Below are 12,215 nucleotides of genomic sequence, written 5' to 3'. Positions count from 1 at the left end.
CCGCCATGTCCATCGCCCGTCCGTTGAGCGCAGTCGCGCTGGCCGCAAGTCTTGCCGTCGGCCTGGCCTTCGCCGGGCCACCGCCCCGTGCCGAGGCGGCCACCGTTCTGCCGGTGGTCTCACCGACCCCGCAGTCCATCCAGGCCACCGGCTCCGATCTGGCGATTCCGGCCGAGGTCAAACTGCTCGCCCCGAGCGGGGCCGACCCGGCGGCGGTGGACGTGGTCACCGCTGCCCTGCGCTCCGCCGGGGCGAAGGTGACCACCGAAGCCACCCCGAGCAGCGCCGCCCTGACCGTCTCCGTCGGCGGACCGGCCGAGAACTCCTACAGCGCCGGACTCCTCACCGAGATCGGGGCCTCCGGTCCGTCCGGACTGGCGTCCGGCGGCTACCGGCTGGCGACCGGCACCGCCGGCATCGGCCAGGTCGCCGTACTGTCCGGCGTGGACGAGGCCGGGACCTTCTACGCCGCGCAGACCCTGCGCCAACTACTGACCGGGGCCGCCACCACGCACACCCTGCCCGGAGTGACCGTCCGCGACTGGCCCGGGTTCGCCCACCGCGGTGGCAAGGAGATCTTCCACGGCACCCCCTGGTCCGCCGCGGACGAGGACGCCGAGGTGGACTTCCTCGCCGCCCACAAGATGAACGCCTTCTCCTTCATGCCCGCCAACGACCCGAGGATCTCCGGCTCGACCTGGCGCGTCCTCTACCCGACCGCCGAGCTGCCCCACATCGCGGAAGTCGTGGCCCGGGGCCGGCGACAGCACGTGGACGTGATGTACCGGATCAACCCCGAGGCCCCGCTGACCCCCTCCGCCGGAATCTGCCACGGCCTGCAGTCCGATCTGGACGCGCTCACCGACCGGCTCCAGCAGGTCTACGACCAGGGCGTACGCACCTTCATCATCGGCTGGGACGACGTCAGCCAGACATTCACCTGCTCATCCGACAACGATGCCTTCGGCTCCGACGCCAGTCCGCTCGCCGCCGCGCAGGCCCACGTCCTCAACTACGTCCAGAAGAACTTCATCGCCACCCACAGCGGTGCCGACCTGATCACCATCCCCACCGGCTACTGGGGCACCGCCGCCAGCACCTACCGCACCCGCCTGAGCGCCCTGATCCCGTCCGGGACCACCGTCTACTGGACCGGCACCGACGTGGACTCCGGCACCATCACCACCGCGCAGGCGACCACCGTGAAGGCCCAGTTCGGCGGACGTCCGCTGCTGATCTTCGACAACTACCCGGTCAACGACTACGTCACCGACCGGCTGCTGCTCGGCCCGCTGCAGGGCCGCAGCAAGGACCTCGACACCGCCACCGTCGGCTTGACGGCCAATCAGGCCATCCAGTACCAGGCCTCGTTGATCCCGCTGTACACCATCGCCGACTACACCTGGAATCCCGCCGCCTACAGTGCCGGCGCCTCCTGGAACAACTCGCTGCTGGAGTTCGCGCACGGTGACACCCAGGCCTACCGGGCGCTGCGGGTGTTCGCCGAGAACAACTACTCCTCCATCCTCACCACCACCGAGTCGCCGACCCTGACCGCCCTCGCGGCGACCTTCTGGTCGGACTACTCCGCGGGCAGGAGCCTCACCAACTCCGGGCAGGCGCTGTACGACTGGTTCGGGCAGATGGCATCGGCGCAGTCGGTGCTCACGGCCAGGCTCGGCAACGCCGAGTTCCTCAGCCAGGCAGAGCCCTGGCTGAACAAGCACACCCGCTACGGGCTGGCCGGGCAGACGGCCGTCCGGCTGGTGCAGGCGGCGGCGAGCGGTGACGGCAGCAAGGCCGCGAGCCTGCAGTCCACCCTCGGCACCCAGCGCACCGACATCGCGGCGATCCGCCAGAAGGTCGCCACCGGGGTGGCCGACACCTTCCTGGCCAAGGCGTCCGCGGTTGCCGTCCCCGACCTGGCGCTGCGGGCGCCGATCACCGCCTCCAGCACCCTCAACAGCGCCCGCGCCCTCGCCTACGCGGTGGACGGCGATTCCAGCACCCGCTGGACCAGCGCCTACGCCGACCCGCAGTGGTTGCGGATCGACCTCGGCACGGTCCGCCAGGTCACCGGCGTGCGGTTGAACTGGGAGGCGGCCTACGCCACGGCCTACCAGGTCCAGGTGTCCACCGACGGCACCACCTGGACCACTCTGTGGTCCACCACGGCCGGCACCGGCGGGGTGGTCGACCTGACCGGGCTCAACGGGAGCGGACGCTACGTCCGGCTCTCCTTCACCAAGCGGGTCAACAACGCCTGGGGGTACTCGCTCTGGGACGTCAACGTCTACGGCCGCTGAACCGCCACCGACCCAGGACGACATCACGCGTTCAAGGCCAGAAGCTTCCGACTGCCGCACGTCACGAGAGGTGACCCGCGATGGAACACCCCCGGCACAATGCCACCCCACCGACCCGGCGGAGCGTCCTGACCGGAGGAGTGGCACTCGCCGCCGTCGCACTGAGCGGCTACTCCGCGCTCGAACTCGCGCCACCGGCCGCGGCTGCCACCCCACCGCCCCCGCGCGACCCGGACTTCCCGGCCGCCGTCCAGCCGGTCGACCTGAGCGTCGACGCCTTCGGCATCGACAACTGGTACGTGTGGTGCGGCACACCCGCCTACCACCAGGGCCGCTACTACACGTTCTACTCCCGCTGGCCCACCGGCTCCACCGGACGCGGCAGCGACCCCTCGGAGAGCATCTTCTACGGCTTCAGCGGCTGGATGAAGTACTCCGAAATAGCGCTGGCCGTCGCCGACCACCCGCACGGGCCCTACACCCACGTCAGAACGATCCTCTCCAGCACCGACGACCCCAACCGGTGGGACCAGTACAACGCCCACAACCCGCACGTCCGCGAGTTCGACGGCAAGTGGTACCTGTACTACATCGCCACCAGGCCGACCACCGGCCAGAGCACCATGTGGCTGAACTACCACAAGGGACAACGGATCGGCGTGGTCGTCGCCGACACCTTCGACGACCTCGTCAACGGACGAGGACGACGCAGCGCCAACCCGATCGCCGGACCCGACTACGTCAACACCTTCCAGATGGCAGTAAACCCGTCGGTCGACAGGACACCCGCAGGCACCTTCCTGATGACCTACAAGTGCTGGGACAACCGCAGTCAGTACATCACGGTCGTCGGCACCTCCGACTCGCCGGAAGGACCGTTCACCTACGCCGCGAAAGCACTCGCCACCACGACGACTCAAGCCGAGGACCCGTACCTCTGGTACGACCACCAGCGCGCGCGTTACTACGCCATCGTCAAGGACTTCTACAGTGGCGCCGACCGTACCAACGCCCTGACCCCGCAGTACGGCGCCCTCGCCCTGGTCACCTCGCGGGACGGCATCGTGTGGGACCGGTCGGAGCACCCACTGGTATCGCTCAAACAGTTGAGGCTGACCGACGGATCGACTCTCGCACTCGCCAACCTCGAACGGCCCCAATTGCTCTTCGACCCCGACACCGACACACCGATCGCCCTGTTCTGCGCCATGCGCGTCGGCTCCTCCGGCGTCAGCAAGAACGTGTCGGTACGGCTCGCCCTCACCCCGGTGGACCTCGCCCTCGGGAAGGCGGCGACGGCGTCGAGCACGGCGCTCACAACGGGCCGCGAACCGTCTCTCGCGGTGGACGGCTCGACGACGACCCGCTGGGCCAGCAAGTACGCCGACCCGCAGTGGATCCAGATCGACCTCGGAGCCGTGTGGCGGGTCACCAGGGTCGACCTGCACTGGGAAGCCGCCTACGGCAAGCAGTACCGCATCCAGGTGTCGGGCAATGCCACCACCTGGACCGATGTGCACACCACGACAACGGGGCAGGGCGGCCTGGAGACGCTGACCGGCCTCGGCGGCGTCGGACGCTACATCCGAATGCTCGGAGAGAGACGCGGCACCAGCTACGGCTACTCGCTCTGGCGGTTCAGCGTCTACGGCTCGGCGGACCTCACCCTGTGAGCACAAGCCGGTGAGCCTGCGGCGCGTCGGCGGAAACCGTTGTCGCGCCGCAGGCCCGACGCGGACACAGCACTGCGTGCAGTGCTGTGTCCGCGGCCCGTCGCCTCGGCGGCGGTGCCGTCCGTGGTGAGGACGGCCAGGGGCGGTCGGCCGATCAAGTCACCGGGAACGGGTGCTGACCGGACGTCACACCCGTCCGCAGCTGGACGACGTCATGGGGGCCGGCTTCCGGGACCGGCGGAGTGCTCACGGCCTGGGCAGCTTGTGGGTGGAGTGGATCTCCCGGATGGTGCCGCTCTTGGAGCGCATCACCAGCGAGCTGGTGGTGGCGGTCTCCTGGCGGTAGTGCACGCCGCGCAGCAGCTCGCCGTCGGTGATGCCGGTGGCCACGAAGAACACGTTCTCGCCGCTGACCAGGTCGTCGGTGGTGAGCACGTGGTCCAGGTCGTGCCCGGCGTCCAGTGCCTTCTGCCGCTCGGCCTCGTCCTTCGGCCACAGTCGGCCCTGGATCGCGCCGCCCATGCACTTCATCGCGCAGGCCGCGATGATGCCCTCGGGGGTGCCGCCGATGCCGAGCAGCAGGTCGACGCCGGTGCCCTCGCGGGCGGCCATGATGGCGCCGGCCACGTCGCCGTCGGAGATGTACTTGATGCGCGCGCCCGCCTCGCGGACCTCGCGGACCAGCTTCTCGTGCCGCGGCCGGTCCACCAGGACCACGGTGACGTCCTCGACGGCGATGCCCTTGGCCTTGGCGACCCGGCGGATGTTCACCGCCGGCGGGGCGGCGATGTCGACGAACTCGGCGGCCTCGGGGCCGGTCACCAGCTTGTCCATGTAGAACACGGCGCTCGGGTCGAACATGGTGCCGCGGTCGGCGACCGCCAGCACGGCGACCGCGTTGTTCATGCCCTTGGCGGTCAGCGTGGTGCCGTCCACCGGGTCCACCGCGACGTCGCACTCGGCGCCGGTGCCGTCGCCGACCCGCTCGCCGTTGTAGAGCATCGGGGCCTCGTCCTTCTCCCCTTCACCGATGACGACGACGCCGCGCATCGAGACGGTGGCGAACATCGACCGCATGGCCGTGACGGCGGCGCCGTCGGCGCCGTTCTTGTCGCCCTGGTCGACCCAGCGGCCGGCTGCCATGGCCGCTGCTTCGGCCACTCGGACGAGTTCGAGTGCCAGATTCCGCTCGGGGCGCAGCACCGGCTCCTGCGGACGGGTCGTCACAGGACACCGCCGGGGCTCTCGTTGCTCAACGCGTGCTCCTCATCGAGTTCTTGGCCATGGTCAGGACCCGTTCAGGACCGACAGCAGCCGGGCGACCTCGGCCGTGACGGCAGCACGGGCGGGGCCGAGGTACTTGCGGGGGTCGGCGACCCCGGCTTGGCCGTCCAGCTGTTCGCGGACGGCCTGGGTGAAGATCTTGTTCAGGTGGGTGGAGATGTTGACCTTCGTCATGCCCGCCTGGACGGCCGTGGCGAGGTCTGCGTCGCTGACGCCGGAGGATCCGTGCAGGACGAGCGGGACCGGCACGGCCTCGCGCAGGTGGGAGATGAGGGCGAAGTCGAGGACGGCGTCGCGGGTGAGCATGGTGTGGGAACTGCCCACCGCCACCGCGAGAGCGTCCACTCCCGTCGCGGCGACGAAGTCACGGGCCTCACCGGGGTCGGTGCGCACCCCCGGGGCGTGGGCGCCGTCCTTGCCGCCGACCTCGCCGAGTTCGGCTTCCACCCAGACTCCGTGGCTGTGGCAGAACGCGGTGATCTCGCGGGTGGCGGCGAGGTTCTCCTCGTAGGGGAGCTTCGCGGCATCGAACATGACCGAGGTGAAGCCCAGTCCGACGGCCTCGCGGACCAGGTCGGTCGACTCGGCGTGGTCGAGGTGGACGGCAACGGGCACGCCGGCCGCCCTGGCCATGGCGAGTGAGGCGAGTCCGATCGGTTCCAGCGCGCCGTGGTAGCGGGCGGTGTTCTCGCTGATCTGCAGGATCACCGGCAGCCCGGCCGCCTCGGCGCCGGCCACGATCGCTTCGGCGTGCTCGGTCTGTACGACGTTGAACGCGCCGACGCCTGCCCGCTGCGCGGCGGCCCGGACTATCTCATCGGTGGGTGCGAGGGGCATGGGTTTCCTCCACGGGAACGGTGGTGCGCAGGCGGCGGTAGATCTCGGCGTCGAAGTCGCCGGCGACCGGGCAGGGGACGGCTGCGGCGGACAGGGCCACCGCCTCGCGCAGGACCTCGGGCCACGGCGCGCCGGTGGCGAGCCCCGCGGCGAGCGCGGCGACACAGGCGTCGCCCGCGCCGGTGGGGTTCCCACTGAGCAGTGCGGGCGGCCTGGCCTGCCAGCTGCCGTCCGCGGTGATCGCGTGCAGCCCGTCCGGACCGCTGGAGGCCACCACCGCGCGGGCGCCCAGCGCGCGCAGGCCGGCTGCCGCCACGGCCGTGTCCGTCTGTCCGGTGACGGCTGCGAGCTCGGCGGCGTTGGGTTTGACCACGTGCGGTCCGGCACCGAGCGCGGCCAGCAGCGGGGGCCCGCTGGTGTCCAGCACGGTGACGGCTCCGGCCGCCGCGGCCGTCGTGATGAGCTGCGCGTAGGAGTCCTCGGGCAGGCCCGGGGGGCAGGCTGCCGGCGAGCACGACGACGTCGGCGTCGCGTACCAGCAGCGCGTACCGGGTGGTGAAGGCGCGCCACTCCTCCGGCTGAACGACCGGCCCGGTCTCGTTGAACACGGTGGCGTCGCCGTCCTGGCGGGAGACCACGGTGAGGGTGCGCCGCGAGTCGCCCGTGACCGGCACCAGGTTGTCGTGCAGACCGGCCGTGCGCAGTTCCCGGCGGAGCAGGGCCCCGGTGGGACCGCCCACGAGGCCGGTCACGGTGACCGGATGCCGGAGGGCCGCGAGCACCCGGGCGACGTTGACGCCCTTGCCGCCGGCGCGCTGGTGCACCTCGTCGACGCGGTGCGAGCTGAGCGGGACCAGGCCGTCGACGAAGTAGGTGACGTCCAGGGCGGCGTTGAGCGTGACGGTGAGGATCATCATGACACCGCCGGTGTCTGCCGGGACGAGACCGGCTGACCCACCGCCTGCCACGCGTACAGCCCGGCGCCGAGGCAACCGGCCTCGTCGCCCAGTCCGGCGCGGACCAACTCCGGGCGCCGTTGGAAGGTGAGCCGCTGGGCGAGGGCGGAGCGCACCGGCTCCAGCAGGAGCGTGCCGGCCTCGGCGAGACCGCCGCCGAGCACGATCAGCTCGGGGGCGAGCAGCGTTACGCCGCTGGCCAGGGCCGTGGCGAGCGCATCGGCGGTGCGCGCCCAGACCGCGGCGGCGTCGGCGTCGCCCTGGGCGAGCAGCACCGCCACCTGTTCGGCCCCCTGCACCGAGCGGCCCGAGCGGGCGGTGTAGGCGGCGGCGACGGCGCTCGCGGAGGCCACCGTCTCCAGGCAGCCCCGGCCGCCGCAGCCGCACGGCGCGCCGTCGAGGTCGACCACAAGGTGGCCCAGTTCGCCCGCGTAGCCGCCACCTCGGACAGGTCGGCCGTCGGTGAGCAGGGCGGCGGCTATGCCGGTCCCGATCGCGACGAAGAGCACGTCCCGCTTGCCGCGGGCGGCGCCGAGGGAGGCTTCGGCGAGCCCGCCGGCCCGGACGTCGTGGCCGAGTACCACCGGCAGCCCGGTGCGCCGCGCCAGCAGCTCGGCGAGTGGCAGGTCGCGCCAGCCGAGGTTGGCCGAGTAGACGGCGCGGCCGAGCTCCTCGTCGACGATGCCGGGCACCACCACGCCGGCCTGCCGGACCGGCAGGCCGTGCTCGGCGGCCCGCTCGGCCAGGGCGGCCAGGGCGGCGACGATCTCGTCCAGCACGGCGTCGGGGCCGGCCGCGCGCGGGGTCGGCCGGCGCAGCGTCAGCACCGGGCGCAGCGCGTGGTCGAGCAGCGCGCCCTTCATGCCCGTCCCGCCGACGTCCAAGGCGATGACGCAGGCACCGCGGTCGATGTCGTCACGCACCAGTGTTCTCCAGTACCACCGAGCGGGTGAGGTTGCGCGGGCGGTCCGGGTCGAGGCCGGCGGCCTCGGCCAGCGCGACGGCGAGGCGCTGGGCCCGGACCAGGTCGGCCAGCGGGTCGAGCTGCTCGGGCGCGTCCTGGGAGTCGGCGACCAGGGTGCCACCGACCCGGGCGATGTCCTCGGCCAGCCCGGCCGGCAGGGCGCCGAACATCCAGGCCGCCCGGCCGGGGCCGGTGATGCTGATCGGCCCGTGCCGGTACTCCATCGCGGGGTAGGCCTCGGTCCAGGCGCCGGCCGCCTCGCGCATCTTCAGGCCGGCCTCCAGAGCGAGCCCGTAGCTCCAGCCGGTGCCGAGGAAGGTGAACTGCTCGGCGCCGATCAGCTCGGCGGCGAGCGGCGCCTCGACGGCCCGCTGGGCATCGTCGGCCGCCCGGATGACGGTCCGCACGCCGGCCGGCAGGGCGCCCTCGGCTTCCAGGTGCGCGCGCAGCAGCGCGAGCACGGTGGTGGCGAAGCGGGTCTGCACCACCGACTCCTCGTCGGCGAAGTCCAGAACGGCCACGGCGTCGGCGGCGGTCATGATCGGCGTCGCGGGATCGGCGGTGATCGCGGCTGTGGCCACGCCCGCCTCGCGGGCCCGGTCGAGCAGGTCCAGCACCTCGGTGGTGGTGCCCGAGCGACTGATCGCCAGGATCCGGTCGTAACCGCCGCGTCCCTGCGGGAACTCGGAAGCGGCGAAGGCGTCCGTCACGCCGTGTCCGCCGCTCTCGCGCAGGACGGCGTAGGACTGGGCCATGAACCAGGAGGTGCCACAGCCGACGACGGCGACGCGCTCGCCGCGACGGGGCAGGGCCGCGCTGTGCTGGGCGAGGGACTCGGCAGCCTGCCTCCAACAGGTCGGCTGCGAGGCGATCTCGACCGTGGTGCGGGACGAGGAGGTGGTAGCCATGCCGAGGCTCCTTCGGGGGATCAGGCAAGAATCGATGCTCGCTAATGCTCGATTAGTAGCAGGTTTAAGCAGAAATGAGCAAGAGGGTGCTGTGGGCCTGCGCAGAAGAGGCGGCAGGCAGGTCGGGGCCGGCAACGCCGAGCGCTGCGGGAGGGGTGCCCGAAGGCCCCGGCCGCGGTGGTGCCTCAACGTCTGGGTGCTTCACTGATCCGGCCGTCGGCCCGGAGGCGACCTGGCGTTCGATGAACGCGATCGGGCGACCGCGGGCAGGACGGCGATGACGGAACCGGCGAAGAATCGCCCGGGGGGACCGGCGGGCATCCGTCCGTCGCGGTGTTCACGGGCACCGGCTGCGCGATCACCGCTCGACGACCGCCGGCACTTGTCCATCGTCACCGGGCAAGCGCCGGGCCGTGCACCGGCTTCCAATCGAGCCGGCGCACGGCCCGCGCGGGCTGCGCGGAGGAGGTCAGTGCCGCCGGCGCCGGGTCCGGCGCTTGCCCAGCAGTACAGCGGCGCCTCCGACAGCGAGGAGCGTGCCGCCGATCAGCGTGGGGGTGAGGACCTTCGCGCCGGTGGACGCGAGGGCGGGGCCGTCGGCTGCGGCGGCGGGGGACGGCGTCGCGGTGGTGGTCGAGCCGATGAGGCGGGTGTCGTCAGCCTGCTGCGTCGATTGGACGGGCGCCGGCGTGGGGGTGGTGGCGGACACGTTGGGGGCCTGGTCGGCGCCGAGGTCCACCCGGACGTCGGCGCCCTGGTCGGTCATCCGGACGACGCTGAGGGAGATGTGGGCCGAGGTGTCGGCCAGTGGCGTGTCCGCAGTGAACGAGCCCGCGGTGGTCTTGTCCTCCTGCTTGGTGTTGCCGATCATGACCGCGTGGTCGTACTTCCCCTGAGGGACTCGGAAGACGTCGACGCCCCGCGGAACGTCGCCGTCCAGACCGGAGTCGGGAGTACGGTACTCGACGACGATCCGGTCGCCCTTGGTGCCCAGCGGCAGATCGATCGCCCGGGTCCCCGAAGCATTCGCCGGGGCGTGCAGGGGCGCGAGGTGGACGGTGGTGGTCGTCCGGGGTGTGCTGACCTGCTGGGCGGTCAGCCACTTCTGCGCCAGGAGCTCGGGTGCGGACAGGCCCTTCTTCGAACCGCCGGCGCCCATGGGGGTCCGCCGGCTGTACTCGTCGGCCGTGCACACGCTGAAGCTGCCGGCCGTGCAGACCTGGCGTTCCTCATGGGCGAACCCGAGATTGTGCCCGGCCTCGTGGACGATGGCGGCCAGGTCGTTGACGGCTCCTTCCTGGAACCAGGTCGTGGGCCCCGGCTGGCTCCCGAGTCCCCACCAGGCACACGCCTTCGTGCTGGGCATGACGATCGACAGGTGGTCGTAGGTCAGGTCGGGGATGGCCCTCCGGGCGAGCTCGGCGACCTTGCCGCTGTCACACCCGGACTTGTCCCACCCCGAGCTGTCCACGTCCAGGGTGAACGGCCCGAACACACCGTCCCCCTTCGCCGGCACCACCGTCATGCGGTTGTCCGAGTTGGCCGCGTAGTACGCGGCAAGGGAACCGGTGGGCCCGAAGAAGTTGCTGACGGCCTTGGTGCGATCCGCGCCGGGGTCCGACAGTGCGCTGTTGCGGAAGTTGACCAGCACCACCACGTGCCGGTCGGTGGTCTGCGGGGCGGGATCGGCCGCCGCCGCAGTGCCGACCACCGGCCCACAGAGCGCGAGTGCGGTGGCGGCCGTGCTGGCCGCCGCGATCCGGACGGCCCCGCGGTGTGCGGCGCGGACCAGTGCCGGACCGTCGGCGGGTGTCCGGGCGGCCCCGGCGCGGCCGGCGGATGCTGAGGCTCCGGTCCGGCTCCTCGTGGAACGGCTGCTTGCCATGTGCGTTTCTCCTCATTTGCTTCAGATCGGCGGGCCTCGGGTGTCACCAGCCTCGGTTCGTGGCGAGGACTGGAGATCATGAGGCTTCGCGCTGTGGAGAGGGCCGCGGGGGTGTCGGTAGCCCGGGCGCGGGGAGCTGCGTTCGTCTCCCGCTTCAGGAGATCCGCGAGGCCGGCTCGGATAACAGAGATTTCTGTCCGCGATCTCTCGTTCTTCACGCGAACGGCCCCGCTGACTGCGCGTCAACACACCGACCGGAACGCTGGCCCACACCGCCACCGGGCGGCGGGCCGACATCCCGATCACCAGCGCCAAGACGGTCGTGTCACTCGGGCTCCCCGCCAGCGGTGCACCACCGGCGGCCTGCGTCGTGGCCGCAGCCGTGTCGCCGGTGGTCGGCGCGGCGGTGAACCAGTCGTCCAGTAGCTCTTGCTGCTCGTGGCGAAGGTGCCGGAGCGGGGTTCGAGTCGTCCGTGTTCCTGGTACAGGTCCAGGTAGACCTGTCCGGCACACTGGCTGTCCGCGTTTCGCGTCGTGGTGCCGCCGTCGATGCCGTGGTTGTTCTGCTTTCCCCACGCCACCGTGTAGTTGAGGTACTTCTGGGTCCGGGTGAGCCGGTAGTGCGCCATGTTGCCGCAGTGGTAGGTGGCCGGGGCCCACTGATTGGTGCCGGGGTTCGTGTTTCCCTTGATCCAGTAGTCGTTCACCAGCGTCATGGCCGAGATGACGTCGGCCCGGCTCGGCAACTGGTCCGCAGCCGTCGCCGCCGCGGCGGGCGCCTGGTCCACCACGCCGAGGGCGACCGCGGCGCCGAGCGTGCCTGTCATACCAAGCAACGTTCGTCGGTTCATCGAACTGCCTCTTCCGTGGAGGGTCTTGAGGGGAGGGCGAGAACCGACAGAATTGAACGCCCAGCGCCGGTCCCTCGTTCACCTTGATCCGGAACGCGGTCGCGGCCTCGCGCTGCCGCCCGTCATGGCTTGTTGCGACGGGCCCGACCGACTCGGGCCCCGCCTGCCGAGTCCGTTGCTGAACTGCGCAATCGCCCCCACGAAAATCCTGCGGCGCTGTTGCCCCGCAGGTCCTCGCTCGCGCGGGACGTGGTGCTGGTCGCCCCTGGAGGGACAGATGATCACCAGTCGGTATCCGGACGGCCCTGGCAGAGAGCAGACCTGCCGCCCGCGGACCGTCCGGCATTACGTCGGACCAGGCGGTGGTCGGACCTCTCGTCAGCGTCTCCGACCACAGCACCGGGCCCGGTGACACCACCCCCTTAGGTCAATCTTCGACAGGGGGACGCAGTCGTGCCGGGTCCGGAGGACAGCGGCCTCTTGCCGGACTGCGGAATATAGCGGCAGCAGCGACGTGGCGGTGTCCTGGCTGGTGGCGCCCTGGACGATCA

General features: G+C 71.4%; 9 protein-coding genes and 1 pseudogene. 2 read left to right on the top strand and 8 right to left on the bottom strand.

Features of this window, described 5'->3' with window-relative positions; all coding sequences use genetic code 11:
- Positions 1 to 5: 5 nt before the first annotated feature.
- Entirely contained in the window at positions 6 to 2,306 is a 2,301-nt protein-coding gene (locus OG689_RS03905) for a beta-N-acetylglucosaminidase domain-containing protein (protein WP_266317760.1), read from the top strand.
- Between the two features lie 80 nt (positions 2,307 to 2,386).
- Positions 2,387 to 3,979, top strand: a complete 1,593-nt coding sequence (locus tag OG689_RS03900) for a discoidin domain-containing protein (protein WP_266317759.1) — start codon at positions 2,387 to 2,389, stop codon at positions 3,977 to 3,979.
- A 246-nt stretch (positions 3,980 to 4,225) separates the two neighbouring features.
- On the opposite strand, the gene glpX is transcribed toward OG689_RS03900, so the two are convergent.
- From glpX to OG689_RS03865, 8 genes and pseudogenes are all read right to left on the bottom strand, one after another.
- Complete coding sequence (gene glpX / locus OG689_RS03895) at positions 4,226 to 5,206, bottom strand: class II fructose-bisphosphatase (protein ID WP_266317758.1); 981 nt, start codon at positions 5,204 to 5,206, stop codon at positions 4,226 to 4,228.
- 60 nt (positions 5,207 to 5,266) lie between these two features.
- The gene (locus OG689_RS03890; RefSeq protein WP_266317756.1) at positions 5,267 to 6,100 is read right to left on the bottom strand and encodes a class II fructose-bisphosphate aldolase; all 834 of its coding nucleotides are present in this window, start codon (positions 6,098 to 6,100) and stop codon (positions 5,267 to 5,269) included.
- Entirely contained in the window at positions 6,078 to 6,560 is a 483-nt protein-coding gene (locus OG689_RS44735) for a PfkB family carbohydrate kinase (protein WP_323189373.1), read from the bottom strand. Before OG689_RS44735 ends, OG689_RS03890 begins: the two co-directional genes overlap by 23 nt.
- A 103-nt stretch (positions 6,561 to 6,663) precedes the next feature.
- Positions 6,664 to 7,014, bottom strand: a pseudogene (locus tag OG689_RS44730) (PfkB family carbohydrate kinase); the annotation flags it as partial.
- Complete coding sequence (locus OG689_RS03880) at positions 7,014 to 7,979, bottom strand: ROK family protein (protein WP_266317754.1); 966 nt, start codon at positions 7,977 to 7,979, stop codon at positions 7,014 to 7,016. The pseudogene OG689_RS44730 and the gene OG689_RS03880, both read right to left, overlap by 1 nt.
- Positions 7,972 to 8,928, bottom strand: a complete 957-nt coding sequence (locus tag OG689_RS03875) for an SIS domain-containing protein (protein WP_266317753.1) — start codon at positions 8,926 to 8,928, stop codon at positions 7,972 to 7,974. Before OG689_RS03875 ends, OG689_RS03880 begins: the two co-directional genes overlap by 8 nt.
- 469 nt (positions 8,929 to 9,397) lie before the next feature.
- Positions 9,398 to 10,813 carry a hypothetical protein gene (locus tag OG689_RS03870; RefSeq protein WP_266317752.1) on the bottom strand — a complete coding sequence of 472 codons (1,416 nt, stop codon included), beginning with the start codon at positions 10,811 to 10,813 and terminating at the stop codon, positions 9,398 to 9,400.
- A 302-nt stretch (positions 10,814 to 11,115) separates the two neighbouring features.
- Positions 11,116 to 11,640 carry a glycoside hydrolase family 88 protein gene (locus OG689_RS03865; protein WP_266317751.1) on the bottom strand — a complete coding sequence of 175 codons (525 nt, stop codon included), beginning with the start codon at positions 11,638 to 11,640 and terminating at the stop codon, positions 11,116 to 11,118.
- Positions 11,641 to 12,215 lie beyond the last annotated feature (575 nt).

This window comes from Kitasatospora sp. NBC_00240 (assembly GCF_026342405.1).
Classification (GTDB): Bacteria; Actinomycetota; Actinomycetes; order Streptomycetales; family Streptomycetaceae; genus Kitasatospora.
Note: the sequence above shows the minus strand (reverse complement) of the source record. Positions and strands in the feature narration are given on the sequence as shown.

Coding starts and splice junctions, on each gene's coding strand:
- OG689_RS03905 (WP_266317760.1), top strand. CDS start 6: ATGTCCATCGCCCGTCCGTTGAGCGCAGTCGCGCTGGCCGCAAGTCTT.
- OG689_RS03900 (WP_266317759.1), top strand. CDS start 2,387: ATGGAACACCCCCGGCACAATGCCACCCCACCGACCCGGCGGAGCGTC.
- OG689_RS03890 (WP_266317756.1), bottom strand. CDS start 6,100: ATGCCCCTCGCACCCACCGATGAGATAGTCCGGGCCGCCGCGCAGCGG.
- OG689_RS03875 (WP_266317753.1), bottom strand. CDS start 8,928: ATGGCTACCACCTCCTCGTCCCGCACCACGGTCGAGATCGCCTCGCAG.
- OG689_RS03870 (WP_266317752.1), bottom strand. CDS start 10,813: ATGGCAAGCAGCCGTTCCACGAGGAGCCGGACCGGAGCCTCAGCATCC.
- OG689_RS03865 (WP_266317751.1), bottom strand. CDS start 11,640: ATGACAGGCACGCTCGGCGCCGCGGTCGCCCTCGGCGTGGTGGACCAG.